This is a genomic window from Prosthecobacter sp. (assembly GCF_029946185.1).
GTDB lineage: Bacteria > Verrucomicrobiota > Verrucomicrobiia > Verrucomicrobiales > Verrucomicrobiaceae > Prosthecobacter.
In genome coordinates this window covers 1-22,987 of sequence record NZ_JAQSEA010000175.1, presented here as the reverse complement: position 1 = coordinate 22,987, position 22,987 = coordinate 1, and the positions used below count along the sequence as shown (strand labels likewise).

Below are 22,987 nucleotides of genomic sequence, written 5' to 3'. Positions count from 1 at the left end.
ACCGTGTTTGCGGCATTCAGCGCGAGCCATCACACGTCCCACGCGGACGACCTGCTGCGGACTCAAGTCCGCGCTCCATGACTCTTTTCATTTCGTGGGTAAATGGATGAAATCCTCAACACCCGCCTTAATCAAGCTCCATGCCTGCTTGGCAGATCAAACACCAGCAACTTTGGTGTTCGAACCAACGAGTACTGGCCATGGGTGCACGCGCTCCGGAAATCACCCCACAATCGCCTGCGGCACGCGGCCGTGGACATCGGTCAGACGGTAATCACGGCCGGCATAGCGATAGGTCAGCCTTTCGTGGTCCATGCCGAGGAGATGCAGGATGGTCGCGTGTACGTCATGGACGTGCATCTTGTCCACGGCGGCTTTGAAGCCAAACTCATCGCTCTCCCCATAGGCGGTGCCGCCGCGTACGCCGCCACCGGCAAAGAACATGGAAAAGCCATGCGGATTGTGATCGCGACCGTTGCCGTTTTCACTCACGGGGGTGCGGCCAAATTCACCGCCCCAGATGATCAGGGTGTCATCGAGCATGCCGCGCTGTTTTAAATCGCCGATCAGCGCGGCGATGGGACGGTCGATGTCTGCGCCGAGCTTTCGGGTCTGCTCGTCATGCTTGGAGTGGGTGTCCCATGGCTGGCCGTTGCCGTAGTACAACTGCACGTAGCGCACGCCGCGCTCCACCAGGCGACGTGCCATGAGGCAGCCATTGGAGAAGTGGCTGGTGCCGTACATCTCGCGCACTTTCGGCGGCTCCAGATTGACATCAAAGGCATCCGTCGCGGCGGACTGCATGCGGAAGGCGGTCTCCATCGACTGGATGCGGCCGTTCAGCGCCACATCCGCACCGCCGCGCGATGCCAGATGCTCCGCATTGAGCGCCTGCATGAGATCGAGCTGCTTGCGCTGATCCGCCTTCGCCAGCTTCTCATTCGTCAGCCACGGGATCATCTGCTGCGGCTCCAGCTTCGAGTGATTGATGTACACTCCCTGATGCTGCGCCGGGAGAAACGCGCTGGTCCAGAGTACGGAAAAGCGCACGGGCTTGCCGGGACAGAGGACGACGAAGGAGGGCAGATTGGCATTTTCATTGCCCAGGCCGTAGCTGAGCCATGAGCCCATGCTGGGCACGCGCTCCGTCATCGTGCCATTGTTCATGAGGAGCAGCGCCGGGCCGTGATTCGGATTGTCCGTGTGGCAGGCGCGCATCACGCACAGCTCATCGGCATGCTGCGCCAGATTTGGCAGCAGTTCGCTGATCTCCAGGCCGCTCTGACCATGCTTGGCAAAGGCATAGGGGGAGGCGAGGAGGCCGCCGGTGGGGCGCTCGGTGCGCAGGTCGGCGCCTTCAGGCTTTTGCCCGGCATACTTGGTGAGCCCGGGCTTGGGATCGAAGAAGTCGGGGCCAAAGGGGCCGCCGTTCATGAAGAGCTGGATGACCCGCTTGGCCTTCGGCACGAAATGGGTGCGAGGTGCGGCATGCAGCGTGGAAGCCAGGCCCAGCGCGCCGAAGCCGCCGCCCATGCGGGAGAGCAGCTCACGACGCGAGAGTGCGGAGAAATCAGACATGCGGAGAGTACGCAGGCCGATGGCAAACGCTTGCGAGGGTTTGAAACTTCAACCATCAAAAATCGATGGCTCGACAATCGTCAACCCTCCTGGCTTACGACCTCGCGAGCAGGCTCGATTGAGGATTGTCGAACAAGGATGGCTGAGTGTTGAAGTTCCCCTGCCCCCACTCACCCCACCGCAAACTGAAACGGCGACAGCATCTTCATCTCCTCACCCCCCGCACACTCAAACGGATAAACCCTCACATTCGGCACCACACAGTTCAGGTGGAAGGCGAAGAAGTCGCGCATGTACTCCGCCGTAAACTCTGCCTCCGGGTGCATCTGCCGCCAGAGGATGGCTTTGATGACATACGCATGGCAAACCACCGCGATGCGCTGCTCTGCACGCTCCCGCAGCGCCTGCAATGTGGCATCAATGCGTTCGCAGAAATTTCGGAAGGTCTCTGCGCCGTCGCCATCGCAGAAGTCTGTTTCGCAGCGCTCCCAGTACTGCCGCGCTGGCTCACGGCGCAGGTCTTCCGTGGTGCCGACATAGCGTCCGGGCGCGAGGAAGGTCAGCTCATGCAGCGGCAGTTCGATCACCGGCACCTGCGGATATCGCAGGCACAGCGGTGCGGCGGTGTACGCCGTGCGCGAGTAACGCGACACGACGATGAGATCCGGCTCCGTGGGCCACTGCAGGGCCAGGGCCGCCGCCTGCACCAGCCCCTTTTCGCTCAGCCCGATGGCATGCGGCGTGTCCGTGGGAAACCCCGCGTTGCTGAGGCTTTCGGCGTGACGAATGAACCAGATCGTTTTCATATTTCACCCTCGCCATAGGCTGTATGCGGCGCGGTGGCAACAAGTGGTGACAAACCTCCTCAACTCACCAGCTCCGCCCAGCCTTAGATCTGCGTTTCAAAATCAGCGTTGCGATTTCCGCTTCAGGAATCGAACCAGGAGATTCAACCCGGCAAAAGCGAGCAGCGCTGTGGCACCCATCCACGCAGCACCTGGCATAGCCTTCATGATATTCGACAGCATGGGGTCGTCGAGTCGCACATCCGGCGCCACCCAGCTCATCAGTGCATACACCACACCTGCGAGGATGACGCTCACCCACCACGGAATGCTATAAACCAGCATGTAGGGGATGGATTCTTTGCGACGTGACATGCAGAACTCTCCGCACAGTCCTTTGGATCTGTCACGCGACATTCCATCCCATGTTGAAGACACTCACGTGTGCCACGAGAAGTTTGAAAGCGGCAGCTTTACCCTTTCAGGGTTGCGCAGCCGCACTTCAGGCCTCCTCGTGAAGCAGCAAGGGCGATTCACGCCTTACCTGCAGCCTTCTGCTTCTCGGCCAAGAGGGCGGCTTTGTCCGCGGCGAGCTGGGCCATGGCGGCGGCTTGGCGGGCTTTCTGTTTGGCTTCGTATTCGGCGAGGGTTTTGGCGCGGGCTTCCGCACGGCGCGCTTTGGCCTCTTCTTCGGCAGCACCGAATTTCTGGCGCTCGGCGTCCTGCGAGGCTTTCGCGGCGGCGATTTCAGCGGCACGCTTTTCTTTCTCCTCACGAATGGCGTCTTTCTCGGCCTGCTGCTTGGCCTTCAGTTCGGCAGCGGCGACGCGGAGGGCTTCCTTCTCGGCTTCGGCCTGGGCTTTGATGGCAGCTTTGGCGGCCTCTTCCTCTTCTTTGGCCAGACGTGCAGCTTCCTTCGCAGCCTCTTTATCAGCAAGGGCCTGGGCTTTGGCAGCGGCTTTCTCAGTTTCGGCTTGTTCCTTGGCAAGGCGCGCAGCCTCCTTGGCTTCAGCGGCGGCTAGCATCGCGGCCATGCGCTCGGCCTCGGCCTGCTCCTTGGCGGCGGCTTTCTCGGCGGCTTCCTGCTCTTTGGCGAGACGGGCGGCTTCTTTGGCGGCGGCTTTTTCGGCCTCGGCTTGTTCTTTGGCTAGGCGGGCGGCTTCCTTCTCGGCTTCGCGTTCGGCCTGCTCGCGGGCCTTGGCCTCAGCTTTCTCAATGGCGGCTTGCTCTTTGGCGAGGCGCTCGGCTTCTTTGGCCTCGGCGGCGGCGGTTTTCGCGGCCTCCTTTTCAGCAAGTGCCTGAGCCTTGGCCTCTGCGGCGGCGACCATCGCGGCGAGGCGCTCGGCCATGGCGCGCTCTTTAGCGGCGACTTTTTCGGCTTCGGCCTGCTCCTTGGCAAGGCGGGCTGCTTCTTTTTCGGCGAGCGCCTGGGCCTTGGCGGCTTCTTTTTCGGCGAGTTCTTTGGCCTTCACCGCGGCGGCGGCGGCGCGCATGGCCTCGAGCTCGAGCTGGGCCTGCGCCTTGGCGGCGGCTGCGGCTTCTTCTTTGGCAATGCGTGCGGCTTCCTTGGCCTCGATGGCGGCAAGGCGTGCGGCTTCTTTCTCTGCCAGTGCCTGCTCTTTGGCGGCTTCCTTGGCGGCGATGTCGGCGGCGTCCTTGGCTGCCATCGCGGTGCTGAGCTGCTCGTTGTATTCCAGCATCTGCCGGCTGAGTTCGGCGGCGGTGGCGATCAGCTCAGGGGCGGCTTCTTCAAGCACACGCGGCTGGATATCAAGCGCCTGGAGTTTCTGGGCGGCGTCGGCAAGAAGGGCGAGGAATTTGGGATCGAGCTTGGTGGTCATTGCGGTGGTCGGAAAACGGGCGGGGACCAATGATCAGAGATGGGCTGGTGTAAAGCGGAGATGGGGGGGAGGTCAAGGGATCAAGGAAGTAGGAGCTTCGTGCTGCAACATTCGCGCACAAGACGCATTTGCCCTCTGGGCGGCATGGCGTATCGCTCTGCAACCATGTTGCCGACTCGATCTCTGCTTTTCGCTTTCACTGCGTCCCTGCTTGCCACTGCGCATGCTTTGGAGGTGAAGGTCTCCCCTGCCCTCTCGCTGCCCCAAGCTCTCGATCAAGTGCGTGAGGCGCGCAAAGCAGGGGACCACTCCCCGGCGACGATTCTTCTGCCTGAGGGCATCACCGAACTAACGCAGCCGATTCAGCTCGAAGCGCAGGATTCGAATCTCACGATCAGCGGCACGAAGAGCATGCTCGTCGGCGCACCGCTCGTCACCGGCTGGCAGCCGCATCAGGGCCAGATCATGAAGGCGGATGTGTCGAAGCTGCTGCCGAAGGGTTTTATCCCCAAGCAACTCCTCAGCAATGGCGAGCGGCAGATCCTGGCACGCTACCCGAACTTCGATGCCAAGGACCCACTCTACGGCGGCTGGGCCTTTGTGGCGGAGTTTCCACCGGCAGGCGCACCTGAGGGCCACCTGTGGAAACGCACGCTGTATGTGAAGCCCGAAGATGTACGCCAGTGGGCGCATCCGGAGGATGTGGAGCTGGACATCTTCGCGCAATACGGCTGGTGGAATTTCGTCGAGCCCGTGGTCTCGCTGGATCCGCAGACACGGATGCTCACGCTGAAGAAGGACTGCGGCTATGACCTCCACCCGCATAACCGCTACCATTTTCAAAACGCCCTCGAAGAACTCGACGCACCCGGTGAGTGGTTTTACGACAAGCACACCGGCCTTCTCTACTTTTGGCTACCGCAAGAAAGTGGTGCAGATATTCGACTGCCCACGCTGGAGAGCTTCTTCAAAGTAAAGTCCGGCGCAAAGAACATCGTCATTCGCGGCCTTACGCTCACCGGCTGCCACGCCTCAGCGATCACCTTTGAGCGTGCGGAGGACTGCTTGGTGGAGAAGTGCGTCATCACGCAGGTCGGTGCCTTCAGCGGCAGCGGCATTGGTGTGAGCGAGGGCAAAAACGTGTGCCTCTCGCGCAATGAAATCAGCTACACCGGCAGCAACGGCATCGGCCTCAGCGGCGGCGACCGCAAAACGCTCACCGGGCCGGGGCACATCGCGGTGGACAACCACATCCACCACATGGGTGTGTTCAACAAGAACGCCTGCGGCATCAGCCTCTATGGCGTGGACAACACCGCCGCGCACAACCACATCCACGATGGCCCGCGCATGGGCGTGCAGATGAGTGGAAACAATCTCATCGTGGAGTACAACCACCTGCACCACCTCTGCCTCGAAACGCAGGACGGCGGCGCCATCTACACCGGCGGGCGGGACTGGATCAGCAGCCGAGGCAGCAAGTGGCGCTACAATTTGATCCACGACGTCGTCGGCTGCGGCCAGGAATCCGGCGGCCTGAAGCACCCGTGGTTCACCTTTGGCCTCTACCCGGACGACAACAGCGGCGGGCTCGACATCATCGGCAACATTGTCTATCGCGTGGCCCACACCCCCATCCACATGCACAACTCGCGCGACTGCATCGTGGAGAACAATGTGTTCGCCCTCGGCGGCAAGTTTCAGTTCGATCTTCATGGATGGACGAAGGAGCAGCGCTTCTACACCAGCCATCTCGAAACGATGATCAAAGGCTACGAATCCGTAGCAGGTCTGCCCGCGTGGAAGCACATGCGCCACATGGACCTGCACCCCAAAGACGCCATCCGCGAAGACGGCACCATGATGAGCGGCAACAGCTTCCAGCATAACATCATGTTTGGCGACACCCCCGGCGTGAAATACGGCGACATCCGCAATGCCACACCGAAGTGGAACACCATTGATTACAACATCGCGTGGAACAGCGGCCACCCCATTGTCACCGGCATCAATCAAGTCGGCCCGGACAAAGGCGCGCCCATCGTGAATGAAACCTTCGACAGTGCCACGCCCGGCAAAACACCCAAAGGCTGGGGCTTCAACCACAAGCCCAATAAAGACGTGCAGCTAGTCGTGGCCGACGGCGCGCTTCGCGTGGACTGCGCGCTGGGCACTGATCCCAAGAATCCGAAGAGCGTCTTCCACAGCCCCGATGTGCCGATCAAGCCCGGTGCAGCCTATCGCGTGAAGATGCGCATCAAATCCACCGAACCCACCGCCAAGCTCAGCCTCGCCTTTGCCTCCTTCAAAAACGGCGAAGGCTACTGGCAGGCCAGCGGCACCAGCGTCACCGCCACCAGCGAGTGGAAGGAAGTCGAAGCCACCGGCCGCATGCCACGCGAAAACGAGTCCACATGGAAACCGTGGATGACCGCCTTCTGGCTGCGCATCGACTGCCACGAACCGAAGGGCCAGGTCTTCATCGACGACGTCCGCATCACCGAAGCCGAACCGCTGGACGAGTGGGCTGCGTGGCAGAATGCCGGATGGGACAAGCATAGCCTCGTGGCCGATCCGCTCTTCATCGACTGGAAGAACGACGACTTCAGACTCAAGCCGGAGTCACCCGCATTTAAGCTGGGCTTCAAGAAGATCCCGGTGGAGGAGATTGGAGTGCGGGAGTGATAGTCTGAAACTTCTACCGCCCACCCGATGCGAACGGATTGATGATCTCAAGACCTGAAATGTCTTTGAAATCACCTTCGTTTCGGGTGACGAGCGGCACACCATACTCCAGCGCTGTGGCGGCGATGATGGCATCCCCTAATTTCATCTTTTTTTGCTGACGCAACAGGATGGTCTGCTGAATGATTTCTTCATCCAACGCAAGCTCGGTTGTGGACGCCAGAAGGTCATGGAGCAGAACTTGTCGCTGCGGCGAGAGCTCTCCAAACTTCGGAAACCCAAGCACTTCGATTCGTGTCACACTCGCGATCATGGCATCCGCTTTCTGCACGTAAGGCAGACAAAGAGTATCTCCAGGCTCGGCGGCATAGATGACGATATTGCTGTCGCAAATCATATGAATCACTTCTGATCAGGAAGGATGACGTCCTCCCGGGCTTCACGCTGCCAAGCTGCCGGGTCAGGAATGACGTCTTTCAATCCTCCCATTGCGCGCAGTCCAGCCAGAGCCTCCGCACGTTTGGCCAGCATTTCAGGGGGAGCGGTCGGCACCACTCGCTTCGGCTTTGACGTCACTCCATTGGGAACTGAAAGCAGCAGATGCATGCGTCCCGGCTTCAACCAATCGGGCAGTGGCGAAAGCAGCTTCAGGCTGCCATCGGCACTGATTTCGACATCGGTTTCCAATGTATTCATTTGAAAGAATAGGCGATATTGCTGCCGTCGTAAAGCTTGTGAATGAGAAGGCCCAACACCCGCGCACCTGGCGTTCGTGCCTCTTCGATCACGCATTTGCCATTCCGCCTCTCCTTCCCACAATGCGGAAACCCGATCTCCCCTACCCTTTTCGAACGTAATCCCTCTTTTTCATGAAGTCCCAGTTTCTCCAATTCGACCGCACCGGCAATCCTGCTGAAGTTTTAAAGCTCCACGACCGCACGCTGACGCCGCCGGAGGGGCATGAGGTGCGGGTGCGCATGCGGTATGCGCCGGTGAATCCGGCGGACCTGAATTTCATCGAAGGCACCTACGGTCGTGCGGCGCATCCCCCGTGCATTCCGGGGCATGAGGGCTGTGGAGAGGTGGAGGAAGTCGGCAGTGCGGTAACATCGCTCGCGAAGGGCGATGTGGTCATCTCGCTGGTGGGCACCGGTTGCTGGACGCAGCATCTCACGGCGGCGGAGCATCACTTTGCCAAGGTGCCGTCGCAGATCGATGCGGTGCAGGCGAGCATGCTGCGCATCAATCCGGTCACGGCTTGGGCGTTGCTGAAACACTACACCGATCTGCCAAAGGGTGCGTGGGTGGCACAGAACGCGGCGAACTCCGGCGTGGGCCGCGCGTTCATCCAAATCGCGCATCACTTCGGACTACGCACGATCAATTTTGTGCGCCGCACCGAGTTGTTTGATGAATTGAAAGTACTGGGTGCCGACCTTGTGATGCTCGACACCGACGAAGGCGTCGCTGAAGCCAAACAGTTAATCGGTGATGAGCCGGTGATGCTGGCCACGAATGCTGTGGGCGGTGACAGCGCGATTCATCTGATGGATCTGCTCAGCCCCGAAGGCATCCTCGTCACGTACGGAGCCATGAGCCGCCGCAGCCTCAAGGTACCGAACAAGTTTCTCATCTTTAAAAACCTGCAGCTTCACGGCCTGTGGATCACCAAGTGGTTTGAGAAAGCCAGCACGGCTGAACTCTACGAAGTGCTCGAACCTCTCACCACTCTCACTCAATCGGGTGAACTGGTGACGGCCATCGATGAAATCGTGCCGCTGGCCGAATTCAACCGGGCGATCACGCGTGCGCAGGAAGGCTCACGCGGCGGCAAAGTGATCCTTGATCTCGCGTAAGCCAATGCACGTCCTTCTCACCAACGACGACGGCATTTCCGCCCCCGGATTGCAGGCTTTGGAAAGCGCGATGCAACAGCTTGGCTGGCAGTTCACCGTGGTGGCGCCCGCTATGGAGCACAGCCAGTGCGGGCACCGTGTGACGACGCATCAGCATCTCAAAGTAGAGACGCTGGGAGTGAACCGCCATGCCGTTCACGGCACCCCGGCGGACTGCGTGCGGCTCGCTTTATTTGCTCTCGATGTGAAGCCAGACCTGGTGCTTTCCGGCGTGAATGCCGGTGGCAACATGGGGCAGGACGTCGTCATCTCCGGCACCGTGGCCGCTGCGCGGGAGGCGGCGTATCATGGCATCCGCGCCATGGCACTTTCGCATTACCTGATCCGCGAACTTGCCGTGGACTGGCAGCGTACGTCCGCATGGATTTCTGAGATCGTGCGGGAAACCCAGGCGCAGGATCATCCGCACAGCGCCTTCTGGAACATCAATCTGCCGCATCTGCCAGCCGGGCACAACACCCTGCCACCACGCATCCATTGCCAACCGGCACGCTCGCCGTTGCAGGTGAGCTACCGCAAAGAGGCAGAGGGCTATGCTTACAGCGCTTCTTATGCCTCGCGTCCGCGTGATCCGGGCTCCGATGTGGAAACCTGCTTTGGAGGCAAGGTTTCCGTGTCACTGCTGCGAGTTTGAGTGGAAGGCTCGTTGTTGAAAGCAGACCGCATTCATTAGATCTGTTCTCGGATAGCGCGGCACTTGCGCCGTAGGTCGGTTGTGTTTGGCGTCGAGGACACTCCCATGTTCCACCCCGCTCTTCGCCAAACCGACCGACTGCGAGGATGCTCCCACGCCACAGTGTTGCCGCACGCTGGCGGACGGTTGGGCTGTCGCCACACCCGTCCCACAGTCCATTACTTGGCGGCCTTCGCCCTGAGAGTGAAAGCATACGGCTCCGCCACCAGAGTCATCCCCGCCAGTTCGGCGGTGTAGCGGAGCGCTTCGATCAGCGGCACGTCTTTCAGATCCAGCGTGATCAGGGCATTCTGCGGGATTTCGTCGGCTCTGATCAGGATGCTCACGCCCTTCTTGTCCGGATCAAAATCCTTCGCCTTCACACGCAGGAATTCGACAGCCTCCACCACCGTAGCACCTCGAAACTGTACCGTCGGGATGATGATGGCGGCGGCTTTTTTCTCCAAGAAATTAAGCGGCTTGGCCGGTGGTTCAGCAGCGGTGGCGGCCCCCACGCCTCCGTCAGCAATCCGGCTGACAATGGACTCTACCAGATCCTGCTGCGCTTGAGTATTTCTGACCAGGAGCTGCGATCCTTCGGCCACGACCGCCGCAGTGGCTCCGTCCCCAAACACAATACCCTGAGCGATCAGCCACTCGCTGGGCTTGCCGATCTTTGCAAGAGTACTGGCGGGCAGTTTGTAGCTGCGTGTTACCATGGCTCCCACAGCCGTCTTCGGACTGATGAGGATGGCATAAGGCTCATACAGCACCACTCGTTCGCTCAATGAGGCCACATAGCGCAGGGCCTCCGTGATGGGCACAGTTGTTAGGTCGAGACTGATCTCCACGCCCTTGTGATAGTCGGGATCTTGGATCATGATGTTCAGCCCCACATGATCCGGGTCCAGGGCAACGGACTGCTGCTGCAGGAAGGCGACGGCCTGCTGCAGGCTGGCTGCTTTAACGACCATCTTGGGAACGATAAGCTTGTCGGCCTTGGCCTTCTGCCCGCCTTTAGCGCCCACAGTTTGAGCAGGCTTTTCGTCCACTGCACGCAGTTGCGCTGTGGCGCAAAGAGCCATTACTGCGCAGGATAAAACCAGCCCTGCGACTGCTCCACGCAGGCTGTAGGCGCTGCGGTTCCGCGTGCCGTCCATGATGGCAGAGAGGCGGGTCTCCAACGTGGAAGGCTGGGCCATGGCCATGGCTGGAGCACGCAGCCCACCGGCGGCCTGCACACCGCGTGCGGCCTCCAGCAGTTGCAGCGCATAATTTTCCGCCACGGCACCCCCGCTCATGACGAGATCATCCGCCGCCTGCTCCTGTGCTGTGCGCCACGCTTTGGCGGCAAGCCAGACGAGCACATTTGGCCAGTAAAACGCGGTGATGAAAGTGGTGATCAAACGTGTGAGCGCATCGCAGTGGCGGATGTGCCCCATCTCATGCCGCAGCGCAGCCTCCAGGCTTGCCGCGTCCCACTCCTGCGCACTGGATGGCAGCAGCAGCACAGGCTGGATAAAGCCCCAGGTCAGCGGCACACTGACGCCCGAACTGCTTCGCAGGGCGATGCCACGCCGCAGGCCGAGAGCGGCTGCCACACGTGCGGTAGCGTCCAGCACGCGGGCGTCCTGCACCGCATGGCTCTGCGACTTCAATCGACGCAGCTGCAGGCTGCCGAGCGCACGGTGGGCCAGCAACCCGGCAACCCCTGCCAGCCACACGAAGGCAAACCACTGCGTCATGCTGAAGGCTGGCAGCCAGGGCTGCGGCTCGGCTGCGGCGGAGCTTGCAGCCGTCTGAACAATGACGGGGCTGAGTTGCGGCAGCGCGGCCTGCGGGGCCACGGACTGCTGCGCAAAGTCGATGGACCACAACGGCTGCCACAGCGCCGTGAATGGCAGCAGGAGTAAAACGAAGAATGCCGCAAGCCAGACCGCACAGCGCTGCGCAGCAGAGGCACTGCGCCAGAGGCTCAGCGTGGCGAAGGCGAGGAGGACGATGCCAGCGCTCTTCGCCAGCAGATCGATGACATGGAACAGCAATGGATTCATAACTTGGTTGGGTTAACGATTCTTGGCCTGTTTGATGATGGACTCGAGGCGTTGGATTTCCTCGGGCGAAATTTTCTCGCGTCCGTCCACCAGCGCGGCGACGGCGTTGACCAGCGAACCTTCAAAGAACGTGTTCACGATGTTCTTGAGCGCGGAGCGGCTGGCCTTCTGCACGGGCTCGGTGGGTAGGAAGACGTAGCGCTTGCCGTCTTCGCGGTGCTTCAGCGTCCCCTTCTCTTCCAGAATGCGCAGCAGTGCACGCACGGTGGAGTAGCTGGGTGCATCGGTCATTCCACTCGCGACCTCTGAAGCGGTCGCCTCACCCTTCGCGTAGATGATGTCCATGATCTGGCGCTCGCGTCGGCTTAACTGGCTGGCTTTTTCAGACATGCTAAATTATTAGCACACGATGCTGCAGTCATACAAGCCCAATATGCTAAATTATTAGCACATTGATCTTTTCATTCATTTCGCGCCCGCTTCAGCAGCAGCGCCGCACAGCCTCTGCGGCTCGTTTGACGCCGCTCACTTGGGAGCGTTTTGCAGGCTGGTGACCAGCTGCTGCAGTTCTTTCGTGTTGGGATGATCCGTGCCCAGTTTGTTCTTCGCCGTCGCCAGTCCCGCCTCGGCTTCCTTTTTCGCCTCGGCGTATTTCTTTTCCAGCGTCAGGCAAAGGGCGAAGTGATAGCGGAAGGTCAGTGTGTCCACATGGTCCTCTCCGGGATTGAGGTCCATGAACAGCAGTACGGCGCGAAACTCCTTCTCGGCCTCCGCAAGTCTGCCTAGCTCGCGCAGAGTCACCGCCAGAGCCCCCCGGGCCATGAGGGTTGGCTGCTTGTCAATGCCGAGCACGCGGACGGATATCTTGACGATCTCCTGCAGTTCCTTCTCCGCCTCAGCATGCTTTTTCTCATCACCGAGCACCACGGCGAGATTGGTCCGGTTCAGCAGAGTCGCGGGATGTTCGGCACCGTACACCTTGGTCATCGACTGGACCACTGCACGGGTTTCCTTCTCCGCCTCCGCGTACTTTCCTTCCTGGTGCAGAGTCTCCGCCAGAGCATTGTGCATGCGCAGTGTCTCCGGCTTTTCCGCCCCAGAGTACTTCACATGTCCCTCCCAGGAAGCGCGAAATTCTGGCTCCGCCTCCGCCAGCCTTCCCTGCGCGCGCAGGCAGGTGCCCAGCGCCCCCTGACACTCCGGCAGCAGTGCATTGCCAGGACCGAAGTAGCCCTTGAAACTTTCGATCAGCGCGCGCAGCACCTTCTCGGCCTCCGCGTATTTGCCCGCCTGCATGAACTCACGCACGGACGCCTGCTGCTTCTTGAACTGGAGTGCCTGCTCCTTGAGTTCCGGCGGCAGATTTTCCGGCAGTTTGGCGTCAGCGGGCGGTGGTGTCTCCGCAGAAAACAAAACGGCAGAGCCCGACAGGAGTACAGCAAGATGGAAAGCGACGATGGTTGACTTCATGGCAGGGTGCAAGGAACGCCAAGTGCGCCGGATGTCTTGTGTTTTCGGCGGCGTGTTGCACGAAACGCCCCCCCCTCAGGCGAGCTGGGCAATCACCTGCGCCGCGACAATACGCAGCAGCATGGTAAGCGGATACACCGTGGCGTAGGCCACTGCGGGTGAGTCGCAGCGTGCCATGGTGGTGGCAAAGGCGAGCGCGGGAGGATCAGTCATGCCACCGGAGAGCAAACCGCAGAGCGTCATGAAGTTCACGCGGTGAACTTTGCGCGCGATATAGCCCACGATGAGCAACGGCAGCATGGTCACAAGAATCCCGAGCAGCACCCATTGCAGGCCCTGCATCGAGAAAACGGTGGAGACAAAATGCTCACCGGACAGCAGCCCGACATTGGCCAAAAACAGGATGATACCGAGTTCACGCAGGGCGCGGTTTGCATTGATGGGCATGTGCATCACCATCGGGCCCAGACGCCCGAGATGACTCATCAGGATGGCCACGATGAGCGGACCGCCAGCAAGCCCGAGGCGCACCGGCGCAGGCAGGCCTTCAATGCGAATGGGATAGAGCCCCAGCAGCACTCCGAGAAGGATGCCCGCAAAGATGGCGGCAAACTTGGTCTCCTGCAGCATCTGCACCGCATTGCCAAGCCTTTGCGTGGCGGCATTCAGAGAGTCTTCATCTCCCACGAGCTGGAGCATGTCGCCAAACTGAAGTCGCAAATCGGGCAGCGCGGTGAAGATCAAATCGCCACGGCTCACACGAGTAACTGCGACGCCATGGAAGTGATCGAGGCCCAGTTCTCGCACCCTTTTCCCGAGCAGGCGTTTGTTGGTGAGCACCACGCGGCGGTAAGTGATCCTGCCGGGAGCTTTCATCAGATTTTCTGTGCTCACACTGCCGATGACGAGACGGAACTGGTCCAAATGCGCCTGCGTGCCGACAGCCATGATCACATCGCCAACCTGCAGTTTCGTTTCCGGCTTGGCGGCAACAACCTCTCCACCTAAGGCGGGTCGATATCGCGAGATGATCACGCTGGTTTCCTGGACACCAGGCACGCTGGCGATGCTGACACCTTCGAGGTTCGGGTTCTCCACCCGCAGGTTCATGCGTTGCAGCGGCTCAATGCCTGCGCCCTGCGCCCGCCGAAACAGCTCCACCTCCTCGTCCACATCCACCTTGAAGAAGATGCGCAGAATGATGAGTGAAAGAATGATTCCTACAATAGCCATCGGATAAGCCGCCGCATAGGAAAGTGCCGGCAGCGTGACCAGCGCCGGGTCAACATGGGCCGAAGCGAGCGCCTGTTGCGCAGCCCCGAGGGCAGGCGTGTTCGTGGTGGCGCCGGCAAACAAGCCCGCCACCGCCGGGAGCGGCATGCCGAACATCCAACCTCCCGCCAAGGCCACAACGGCCCCCAAAACCACCAGTACGAAGGCGTAGGTATTCAGCATGCGTCCCTGACGCCGCAGCGAGGCGAAGAAGCCCGGCCCCATCTGCATGCCGAGCGCAAACACAAAGAGAACAAGCCCGAACTCCTTCAAAAAGTGCGCCACTTCCGTTTCAGGACGCAGTCCAAAATGCGCTGCCGCCAGACCGACAAACAGCACTCCCGCAGTCCCCAGCTTGACGCCCCAGAAACGAACATTACCCAGGCCGATGCCACCGAGAATGACGAGGCTGAAGATGAGCAGGTCGTAGGCGACGGGGTTGTCCAGATGCAGTTGCTGAAGAAATGACATTGCTTCCTCATAGGCATGTTTGGTGCCAGAGGCGCAATGAGTTTGTGTGCCATTTTTGTGTGCGCATCATGCGCCTGCTGGCATTCGCTGCGCCAGGATTGTTAGCGGAGCCTTTGCCCCGGCACGAGGCGCTGTTCGTGCTTTATCGAATAGCATGAAGCCAAACTCCCCTTCTCTATATGAACGTCTCGGCGGCGAAGCAATGATCACCGCCCTCATTCCCGCCTTTTATGTTCGCGTGCTGGCAGATCCAGAACTCGGGCCTTTTTTCAAACACACCGAACTGGAAAAACTGCACACCATGCAGCGCGAGTTCTTTGTGATGGCCACCGGCGGACCCATCACCTACAGCGGCCGGCCGCTGGCGCATGCCCACCATGGGCGCGGCATCTCGAGGCATCACTTCGCACTCTTCACCAGACATCTGGTCGAAACCCTTCTCGACATGGGCGTGACACAGGAGGAGACGGATGAGGTCATTCAGCGGATCAATGCCGTGACCAATGAGATTGTGGGTGTATCATACTGAGCCCAGATGCGCCGGCTGCTGCTATCGCTCTGCCTGCTGACGGCCCCACTCCTCCACGCTGACGAGTGGTGGGCGTGGAGCACGCTGGATCTTTACCGTAAACCGCCATGGACCGGCAGTGTGTTTCTGGGAAACTTTGCCGACGAGGTTGACGGCTCCTGGGTGCAGATCGTGAGCCCGCGCGTGAAATATGCCGCCTTCAAGTGGCTGGAATTCGGGCTGGGGCTCTCGATGCTCAGGATCGAGAACGTCGCCAAAAACACCTACTCCGGGCAGCTACGGCCGGAGCTGGAAATCAATCCGCGCTATGACCTGACCGAGCACCTGCGTCTGGACTGGCGCAACCGCATGGAATGGCGTGAGAACGAAGGGCAGGCATTCACCACCAGCCGCACCCGCCACCGCCTGCAGATCTCCTACACGTTTCCCCAGCCGCTCGGGCCGCTGACACGGATCTTTGCGAGCAATGAGTGGCTCATGGACCTGCACCTCAACCAGCACACGGAGAACCGCGTTGTTCCACTGGGGCTGACGTTTAAACTCAACAGCTCGACGGATTTAGACATCTCCTACATGATCGACTCCAAACGCGCCAAAACGATGTGGAAGCATGAGTCCATCCTGATCACCTACCTGCGGGTGAGATTTTAGCGCCGGAATGAAATCATGGCTTTGCTTGTCCAGGTCGTGATTTGCAGCGTAGAGAAGACCTATGCCTGAGCATTCCAATGCACGCCTGTTTGTCTGGTTCCGCATCCTCTTCAACTGCCGGTTTTACTACCCGGTGTTCACGATTCTTTTCCTCGATCTGGGGCTGAACATCGGTGAGTTCGCGGCGTTGAATGTCGTATGGGCGCTGACCAGCGTGGTGCTGGAAGTGCCCTCCGGGGCGCTGGCGGATCGCTTTGGCCGCAGGCCGCTGGTGGTGGCAGCAGGCGTGCTGATGGTGCTGGAGATGGCGGTCCTTTGCCTCATGCAGCCTGGTCACCATGACCTTGTCTTCTGGCTGTTTGTCGCGAACCGCGTGCTCAGCGGTGCTGCTGAGGCCTGTGCAAGCGGGGCGGATGAAGCGCTGACCTATGACTCACTGCCGGTTGCGGAACGCACGATTCTGTGGCCGCAGATCATGGCCAGACTCTCACGCGGTATGGCGCTGGGTTTTGTGGTGTCATCCATCACCGGATCCGTGCTGTATGATGCGCACAGTTTGACGGCTGCACTGCATTGGACAGGACTGGATGTGACGGTGCCAAAGGCGGTGGCCATGAAACTGCCGCTGCTGCTCGGCCTGGGCACGGCGCTAGCCTGTCTGGTGGTGAGCCTGCGAATGACCGAGGTGCGCCAGCCTGCGCCCAAGACCTCGCTGTTGCAGAGCATCCGTGAGACCTGGGTCTCCATCCTGCAAACAGGCGGCTGGATATGGCGCACGAAGGCCGCCTTTGCGCTGATCCTCTTCGGGCTGGTCTTTGACAGTGTGATTCGCCTCTTCCTGACGGTGGCCAGCAATTTCTACCGACTCGTGGGCATCGAAGAAGGCTGGTATGGTGTGATCGGCACCGCGGTATCCCTGCTGGGGCTGGTGACCGCGAGCCTGATGGAAAAGAGCGCCAAGGTCATGACCGCGCGGCAGAATTTCACCTGGCTGGGCCTCGTGGTGTTCGGCGGCTTGATGGCAGCGGCGCATCCGCAGCCGGGCTGGGCTGGCATCGCCATGGTCATGCCGCTGTTCCTAGGCATGCGCTTTCTCCAGTTCTTCCTGTCGCATTATCTCAATGAGATCGTGGACTCAGAGCAACGCGCCACCGCACTGAGCTTTCGCGGACTGACGATCAATCTGGCCTACGGGATCCTCACGCTGCTCTTCGGCTGGCAGACCACGTGGGTGGGCGAACATTTGCACCTGAGCGCGGACGATCCGCGTGTCTTTGCAGCAGCACTCAAACTGTGGCCGTGGTGGTTTGCCGGCACCCTCCTGCTGGCGGGTGGCTGGATGCTGCTGCGCGTTTTTTCCAACCGTAAAGATGAACGAAACGTACCATCTGCGGGTCACTAAGTTCAATTCGACAACCCCTCTCGCTAACCGCAAGCTGCACACATCATGAAAGCCCCATCACTTTTTCGCATTTGTCTGACCGTGATCGCGGCCTTCTTTTTCGTCCAGTGTTCCTCCTCCTCACCGCAGACGCGGATCGAGAAAAACCCGCAGATGTTTTCCAAGCTGAGCGCCAAAGACCGCCAGCTCATTTCCAATGGCTTGATCCGTGAGGGCATGACACGCGATGCGGTCTTCCTTGCCTGGGGACGTCCTGACACCGTCTCAGTCGGCATCAATCGTGGAAGGCAGAGCGAGAACTGGACTTATGAAGGGCAGCGCCCCATCCGTACGATGAACATGAACATGGGCTTCGGTTACGGCGGCTTTGGATATGGTGGTTACGGCTACGGTGGGCTTGGGGGATTCGGAGGATTCGGGCCCTACGGCTATGGCGGCTATCCCATGTGGGGCAGCGGCACCTCGGTGACCTACATCCCCTACACCGCCGGAGTGGCGGATTTTGTCGGCGGGCGGGTGGTGAGCTGGAAGTCAACGGCACGCTAAACTCGATCTCGACACCCTATGGGCGTGCCCGAAGAACATCTGGCATCACGCCGCAGTTTAAAATCCCGCGATACTCGCTGGGCTCATGCGCTGGCCGGTTGGCTGGCGCGGTCCGGTCTGACACCGAATGCGATTTCGCTGCTGAGCGTGCTCTTTGCTGGTGGCGCGATGGCCTGCTTCATGGTCGCCGGAGATCAATCCAGCAACGCTGGCATTCTCACGGCGTGGCTGGGAGCCTTTGTCTGCATTCAAATGCGGCTGGTGTGCAATTTGATGGACGGCATGGTGGCGGTGGAAGGCGGCAAAGGCTCACCTGTGGGTGCGATTTATAACGATGCACCGGACCGCGTAGCGGATGTGCTGATCATGGTCGGTGCGGGCTACAGCGGCGCGGGAGATCCCGGGGTGGTGAAGCTTTTTCAAGTCATTCCGCTGGGGTGGTGCTGCGCGGTGACGTCGGTGTGGACGGCCTACCTCCGCGTGCTGGGTGCGGCCCTGACCGGCAAACACGACTTCCAAGGACCCATGGCGAAGCAACACCGCATGGCGGTGCTGTGCGGCGGGCTGCTGATCGAGATGATCCAGCACCTGACCGGGCAAGAGCGCTGGGGCATCCTGCTGGCGCTGACGCTGATTTTTATCGGCGGGGTCTGGACCTGCTGGCGGCGACTGGCCGTGATGGCCCAGGCGCTGCGTTCGGGCGAGAAGCCCACTCCATGAGGTCGAATTAAGGCTGAAATAAATCGACCTTGGCGTACGTCCAAATCATCCGACCCAAACCTATGAAACAAGCCCTGCTTCTCCTCACTCTCTTATTCTCGATCAGTCTCCATGCGTCTGACTTTCCCGCAGGCAGTCCGAAGTTTTTCACCTCCGCAGCCGGGGCGCTGAAAGAGGCCAAAGAAAACGGCAAGCCCGTCATCCTTGTCTTTTCGGCCTCCTGGTGCGGCCCCTGCCAGTCCATGAAAAAGGACGTTTACCCCAGCAGCGTGGTGCAGCCCTTGCAGGACAAATTCAACTGGGCCTATCTGGACATCGACGATGAAACGAACGGCAAGCTCGCGAAAACCTATCAGGTGGAGAGCATTCCCAGCCTCTTCTTCCTCGACGCCGACGGCAAGACGACGCTGGACGAACTGAAGGATGTCGCCACGCCCAAAGATTTTGCCGAAAAACTGACCTCGGTCCTGAAGAAGCAGGCATCGACCAAAAAAGGCTAGATTTGACCGGCAGCGACCGTCGCAAATGGGGGCAAAAGCGATTGGGGGAGGCTGTCAGGTCTCCCTTTGCAACCCCTGTTTTCCGGGGGGTGGGAGGGCCTGTCAAAAAGGGTCTGAAAATCAAAGATTGATTTCAAACTCGATTTACCCCACAATAGAAGGTGTAAAAGGAAAGTTAATAATCAGCATATTGCTAATAACAATGCGCCTCTATACCCGCCTTCTCCCCATTTTCTGCGCCTGTCTTTTGGCCTCCTGCTCTTCTTCCGGGCCCTTTAAAAGCAGTACTCGCATCACCTCGGTCCGAACCACCGCCTACACCCATGGCGAGTCAGACCACATCATTTACGGTGCCAAGACGGCAGTCGGAACTCAGCTCAAGTTTGGGAACGTTCGCAGCGCGGCAGCCGACTGGTCGGTGTATCCTGTCGGCACGATTTTCCAGATTGAAGGCATGCCGTACGTTTATCAGGTCGATGATTATGGTTCCGCCCTGGTTGGCACCAACACCATCGATCTCTACAAGCCTGACAAGGCCACCATGAATGCGTGGGGAGTGCGCAATGTAAATATCCGCGTGATCAAGTGGGGATCGTTTTCCAAGAGCCTGGCCATCATGAAAGAGCGTATGCGCTATGAGCACATTCGCCGCATGGTGGGGCGCATTGAAAGAAGCTCTTAACCGCAGATTTCACACTCGGTGACCAAGCAGGAGCGTGCGGATTTCGTTCGGAGTCGTTTGGGAGAGTTGTACCCTTCCCCGCCTATCCCACTGGATCATGAAGATCCTTTCACCCTGCTGGTGGCAGTCTTGCTTTCCGCGCAGTGCACGGATGTGCGCGTCAATCAGGTGACCCCCGCCCTGTTTCGTCTTGGCCGCACGCCGAAAGCGCTGGCTGCTGCGCCTCTGGATCAAATCGAAGCGATTGTCCGTCCCTGCGGACTGGGCCCGCAGAAAGCGCGGGCCATCAAACAGCTTTCCGCCATTCTGATGGCAGAGCACCAAGGGCGGGTGCCAGCCTGCCTGGAGGCCTTGGAACGGCTCCCAGGGGTGGGTCATAAAACCGCTCAAGTGGTGATGGCGCAGGCCTTTGGCATCCCTTCTTTTCCGGTGGACACCCACATCCACCGCCTCGCCCAGCGCTGGGCTTTGACTGATGGCAAATCGGTTATTCAGACCGAGCGAGATTTGAAGCGTTTGTTTCCCGAGGAATCGTGGAACAAGCTGCATCTCCAGATCATCTTCTATGGCCGGGAGTTCTGCAGCGCCCGTGGGTGTGATGGCACGGTGTGCGAAATCTGCCGCACCTGCTTTGCCAAGCGCCGAAAGCCTGTCATCACCAAGAAGGCTTGAGGGAAGCATTCATGAGCGGTTGCTCATTCATGGGTAACGCGACACTTGTTCCAGAACGAGCTAAAGCTCGGGAGTACTTTACAGAACTACCAGCGCAAACGCAGACTGGTGCGGAAGGCCCGGGTCGTATTGCCAAAGTCACCACCTAGACCGATGTCAAACATTGGCAGGACACGGAAGTAGGAGGTCAAATCGACCATCTTGCTGTCGTATTTGTCTGCGCTGCTCACCGTCACGCCAGCTTGCAATTCCAGCCAGTCTAGAGGGGTATATCTCAAAGCAGGACGCACATAAATGGAGCCGTCACTGAAGCTCACGGAAGTGTCCTGAGCTTTTAAACTGGCGTACATAAGACCGGCCTCAGCCACAAAAGTGAGCTTTTGATTGATCAAAGAGGTGTGGAAACCAACCCCCGCCTGAATGCTGGCGAAGTCGTAATCTGCCTTCGCGGCTCCCGCCACACTGCCACCGCCACCACTGCCCCATGAGGCACCGAATTTCAAATAGAGCGGATCGAAGAGAGCCACTGTCAGCGTCGCGCCGATGGTGTTTGCCCCGGACAAACTACTGGCCTTGGGGGCGACGTAGCGATAGTAGGCCTCCAAGTTGCTGAAATTGACCATGCTAGGGCCGGTTGGCTGAGCCCCATAATTGGACGAGCCGGTTGGCCCAGAACTGTAATTACTGACTCCCTGCGGAGCATACGACGACACCTGCCCTGGCTGCGGCGCAGGTGCATAAGGATCAGCGTACGCAGGTGGAGCCGTCACATTTGACGAAACGGTAGAAGGCGGCAGCGAGTTGGGATAGGCAGGTACGTTCGGCGGTGTGCCGTAGCCAGGAGGGGGTGTACCATAACCAGCAGGAGGAACCCCCATCACGCCATATCCAGTCTGCCCGACAGCAGCTTGGCAAAAGACAACGCCGGCGCTGAAAGCGTAAAATAAGGTCCTTTTCATGAGAAGTGGGGGCATCTATTGATTATTTAGATAACTTAAATATTCCCTTAAATTCATGGATTCAGCAAATCTTTTTTTCAGTTTTGAGACTTCCATTCAATCCACTCGCTACAGTGACCGCTGATTTCAGGGTGTGACTGCCGCTTTGGCCGTCTTTTTACGGCTCTTCAGAGGACTTCTGAAAGTCATTCCCGAAGAACGAAGCGTGAAATGGCTAGCCGGCGGTCAATGCGCACGCCCTCCCTCCCCAAACGCGGAGCTGTAGTCCCGAGCTACTTTCTCAACCAGCGCGGGATCAGTGCAAGCAGGACCAGTCCTGCTGCCAAGCCCACCATCAGCGGCCATTTGTTACCAGTGGCGGGTTGTTCGGGCTCTTCAGGACTGATTTTCAGCACTTCAGGAGCGGTGGTGGGGTCGATCGTTGCCCGGAGTTGAGAGGGTGGTGGGCTGGGCGTCTCAAGGGCCACCGGTGTGGGATCGGTGACCGCTGTGGGTGGGGCTGTCGCCGCAGCGGCGGCTGTTGCTGCGGCGGGCAGCGCTTTTTCCCAATCGAGATTGAGCAGGATGTCCCAGCCTGGGCTTTCGTTTTTCAGGCGGCAGCCACAGCGGCCCACCAGGAACATGCTGGCGTCTTCCAGCGACGCATCATCCAGAACGTCGAGCGGCCAGGCTCCCAGCACCCTGCCCCGGCCAAACACCGCACTGGCAAAACTGGTGGTGGTGGGGTCAAATTTCCCCTGCGGTCCGGCGAGCATGTGCAGCAGCATGCGCTCGGCGGGGTCACTGCGCCGCAGCCTGAGGGTGGTGAACTTCAGCCTCAGCGGCGGTCCGGGGCCGAGCTGGCTGTCGGGATCATCGGGGTCCTGGATCGGCAGAGAGGCCACCTGCTCCAGAAACTTGAGCCGCTTCTCGATGCGCTCCACTTCCAGTACATCGACCGGCGACCCGCTGTCGGCGATCACCCAGATGATGGAATCCCCCGCCAGCAACCGCTCGACCAATTTCTTGCGTGCGGGCGAATCCAGCACGGCAGCAAGCGTGTCCGCATCCAGTTTGCCCGACCACACCTGTTTGTCGCTGGCGCGTGAATAGCGCAGGATGGCGTCCTTCTGCGTCGCATCAGTCGCGGTGGTAAAGTCGAGGTTGGCTTTGCCATTGGCACGCAGCGGCCGCAGCAGATCTTGAATCTCCGGAGCCTGGGCCACCGCAGATGGCAGCACCAGATGAAATTTGTCCGCCTCCCAGCGGTCCAGCGCAAAGCGGAAGACCGGGATGGTGCAGGCGCAGGCAGCACTCGTGCCGAGGGCGAGGATGAATGTGGCAAGTCGCATGGTGTTTAAGGTGGCGCGCTGAAAAATGACTGCTGACAAATGATACGGCTTGTTGGCGAATCGAGATATTTTTGGTCCGGCGCCTGCCACGTGGCAGTAAGATGGGTGTGGCGACAGCCCGCCCGTCAGACAGCGTACGGCAGGCACCTTGGCACTTGATTAAGGCGGAGGTCGAGGAAATCATCCATTCACTGGCGAAGCCGAAAAGTGTCACGGAGCGCGGACTTGAGTCCGCAGCAGGTCGTCCGCG

23 protein-coding genes are annotated in these 22,987 nt (G+C 59.7%); 11 read left to right on the top strand and 12 right to left on the bottom strand.

Annotation, left to right across the window (positions count from 1 at the left end):
- Positions 1-222: 222 nt before the first annotated feature.
- From PSV43_RS15355 to PSV43_RS15340, 4 genes are all read right to left on the bottom strand, one after another.
- Positions 223-1,578 carry a DUF1501 domain-containing protein gene (locus tag PSV43_RS15355; RefSeq protein ID WP_300199053.1) on the bottom strand — a complete coding sequence of 452 codons (1,356 nt, stop codon included), beginning with the start codon at positions 1,576-1,578 and terminating at the stop codon, positions 223-225.
- A 170-nt stretch (positions 1,579-1,748) separates the two neighbouring features.
- Positions 1,749-2,384 (bottom strand): histidine phosphatase family protein, encoded by a 636-nt coding sequence (locus PSV43_RS15350; RefSeq protein WP_300199050.1) that lies wholly within the window; start codon positions 2,382-2,384, stop codon positions 1,749-1,751.
- Between the two features lie 102 nt (positions 2,385-2,486).
- On the bottom strand, positions 2,487-2,738 hold the full coding sequence (locus PSV43_RS15345; RefSeq protein WP_300199047.1) for a hypothetical protein: 252 nt from the start codon (positions 2,736-2,738) through the stop codon (positions 2,487-2,489).
- Positions 2,739-2,896: 158 nt separating this feature from the next.
- The gene (locus PSV43_RS15340) at positions 2,897-4,204 is read right to left on the bottom strand and encodes a hypothetical protein (protein WP_300199044.1); all 1,308 of its coding nucleotides are present in this window, start codon (positions 4,202-4,204) and stop codon (positions 2,897-2,899) included.
- A gap of 165 nt (positions 4,205-4,369) precedes the next feature.
- Here PSV43_RS15340 and PSV43_RS15335 point away from each other — a divergent pair, with 165 nt between their 5' ends.
- A complete protein-coding gene (locus PSV43_RS15335; protein ID WP_300199041.1) occupies positions 4,370-6,889 on the top strand; it encodes a right-handed parallel beta-helix repeat-containing protein in 2,520 nt (839 codons plus the stop codon).
- 13 nt (positions 6,890-6,902) lie between these two features.
- Here PSV43_RS15335 and PSV43_RS15330 read toward each other — a convergent pair whose 3' ends face one another.
- Both PSV43_RS15330 and PSV43_RS15325 read right to left on the bottom strand, forming a co-directional pair.
- Positions 6,903-7,286, bottom strand: a complete 384-nt coding sequence (locus tag PSV43_RS15330; RefSeq protein ID WP_300199038.1) for a type II toxin-antitoxin system VapC family toxin — start codon at positions 7,284-7,286, stop codon at positions 6,903-6,905.
- A gap of 5 nt (positions 7,287-7,291) precedes the next feature.
- Positions 7,292-7,585 carry a hypothetical protein gene (locus tag PSV43_RS15325; protein WP_300199035.1) on the bottom strand — a complete coding sequence of 98 codons (294 nt, stop codon included), beginning with the start codon at positions 7,583-7,585 and terminating at the stop codon, positions 7,292-7,294.
- 173 nt (positions 7,586-7,758) lie between these two features.
- On the opposite strand from PSV43_RS15325, the gene PSV43_RS15320 reads away from it, so the two are divergent.
- Both PSV43_RS15320 and surE read left to right on the top strand, forming a co-directional pair.
- On the top strand, positions 7,759-8,745 hold the full coding sequence (locus PSV43_RS15320; protein WP_300199033.1) for a 2-enoyl thioester reductase domain-containing protein: 987 nt from the start codon (positions 7,759-7,761) through the stop codon (positions 8,743-8,745).
- Between the two features lie 4 nt (positions 8,746-8,749).
- A complete protein-coding gene (gene surE / locus PSV43_RS15315) occupies positions 8,750-9,439 on the top strand; it encodes a 5'/3'-nucleotidase SurE (RefSeq protein ID WP_300199030.1) in 690 nt (229 codons plus the stop codon).
- A 218-nt stretch (positions 9,440-9,657) separates the two neighbouring features.
- On the opposite strand, the gene PSV43_RS15310 is transcribed toward surE, so the two are convergent.
- From PSV43_RS15310 to PSV43_RS15295, 4 genes are all read right to left on the bottom strand, one after another.
- Positions 9,658-11,532 carry a M56 family metallopeptidase gene (locus PSV43_RS15310; protein ID WP_300199027.1) on the bottom strand — a complete coding sequence of 625 codons (1,875 nt, stop codon included), beginning with the start codon at positions 11,530-11,532 and terminating at the stop codon, positions 9,658-9,660.
- 12 nt (positions 11,533-11,544) lie between these two features.
- Entirely contained in the window at positions 11,545-11,922 is a 378-nt protein-coding gene (locus PSV43_RS15305) for a BlaI/MecI/CopY family transcriptional regulator (protein WP_300199024.1), read from the bottom strand.
- 135 nt (positions 11,923-12,057) lie between these two features.
- On the bottom strand, positions 12,058-13,002 hold the full coding sequence (locus PSV43_RS15300) for a tetratricopeptide repeat protein (RefSeq protein WP_300199021.1): 945 nt from the start codon (positions 13,000-13,002) through the stop codon (positions 12,058-12,060).
- A gap of 75 nt (positions 13,003-13,077) precedes the next feature.
- The gene (locus tag PSV43_RS15295) at positions 13,078-14,745 is read right to left on the bottom strand and encodes a putative transporter (protein ID WP_300199018.1); all 1,668 of its coding nucleotides are present in this window, start codon (positions 14,743-14,745) and stop codon (positions 13,078-13,080) included.
- Positions 14,746-14,899: 154 nt separating this feature from the next.
- Here PSV43_RS15295 and PSV43_RS15290 point away from each other — a divergent pair, with 154 nt between their 5' ends.
- The 8 genes from PSV43_RS15290 (at position 14,900) to nth (ending at position 20,447) form a co-directional block, all read left to right on the top strand.
- Positions 14,900-15,274, top strand: coding sequence for a group 1 truncated hemoglobin (locus PSV43_RS15290; RefSeq protein WP_300199015.1), 375 nt, complete (start codon positions 14,900-14,902; stop codon positions 15,272-15,274).
- 6 nt (positions 15,275-15,280) lie between these two features.
- The gene (locus PSV43_RS15285) at positions 15,281-15,925 is read left to right on the top strand and encodes a DUF2490 domain-containing protein (RefSeq protein WP_300199012.1); all 645 of its coding nucleotides are present in this window, start codon (positions 15,281-15,283) and stop codon (positions 15,923-15,925) included.
- A 61-nt stretch (positions 15,926-15,986) separates the two neighbouring features.
- Entirely contained in the window at positions 15,987-17,327 is a 1,341-nt protein-coding gene (locus PSV43_RS15280; protein ID WP_300199009.1) for an MFS transporter, read from the top strand.
- A gap of 45 nt (positions 17,328-17,372) precedes the next feature.
- Complete coding sequence (locus tag PSV43_RS15275; RefSeq protein ID WP_300199006.1) at positions 17,373-17,873, top strand: hypothetical protein; 501 nt, start codon at positions 17,373-17,375, stop codon at positions 17,871-17,873.
- A 24-nt stretch (positions 17,874-17,897) separates the two neighbouring features.
- Positions 17,898-18,593 (top strand): CDP-alcohol phosphatidyltransferase family protein, encoded by a 696-nt coding sequence (locus PSV43_RS15270; protein WP_300199003.1) that lies wholly within the window; start codon positions 17,898-17,900, stop codon positions 18,591-18,593.
- A gap of 62 nt (positions 18,594-18,655) precedes the next feature.
- A complete protein-coding gene (locus tag PSV43_RS15265) occupies positions 18,656-19,093 on the top strand; it encodes a thioredoxin family protein (protein WP_300199000.1) in 438 nt (145 codons plus the stop codon).
- A 202-nt stretch (positions 19,094-19,295) separates the two neighbouring features.
- Complete coding sequence (locus PSV43_RS15260) at positions 19,296-19,775, top strand: 3D domain-containing protein (protein WP_300198998.1); 480 nt, start codon at positions 19,296-19,298, stop codon at positions 19,773-19,775.
- A gap of 18 nt (positions 19,776-19,793) precedes the next feature.
- On the top strand, positions 19,794-20,447 hold the full coding sequence (gene nth / locus PSV43_RS15255; RefSeq protein ID WP_300198995.1) for an endonuclease III: 654 nt from the start codon (positions 19,794-19,796) through the stop codon (positions 20,445-20,447).
- Between the two features lie 86 nt (positions 20,448-20,533).
- On the opposite strand, the gene PSV43_RS15250 is transcribed toward nth, so the two are convergent.
- Entirely contained in the window at positions 20,534-21,070 is a 537-nt protein-coding gene (locus PSV43_RS15250) for a hypothetical protein (RefSeq protein WP_300198992.1), read from the bottom strand.
- Between the two features lie 608 nt (positions 21,071-21,678).
- On the bottom strand, positions 21,679-22,737 hold the full coding sequence (locus PSV43_RS15245) for a hypothetical protein (protein ID WP_300198988.1): 1,059 nt from the start codon (positions 22,735-22,737) through the stop codon (positions 21,679-21,681).
- Positions 22,738-22,987: the final 250 nt, after the last annotated feature.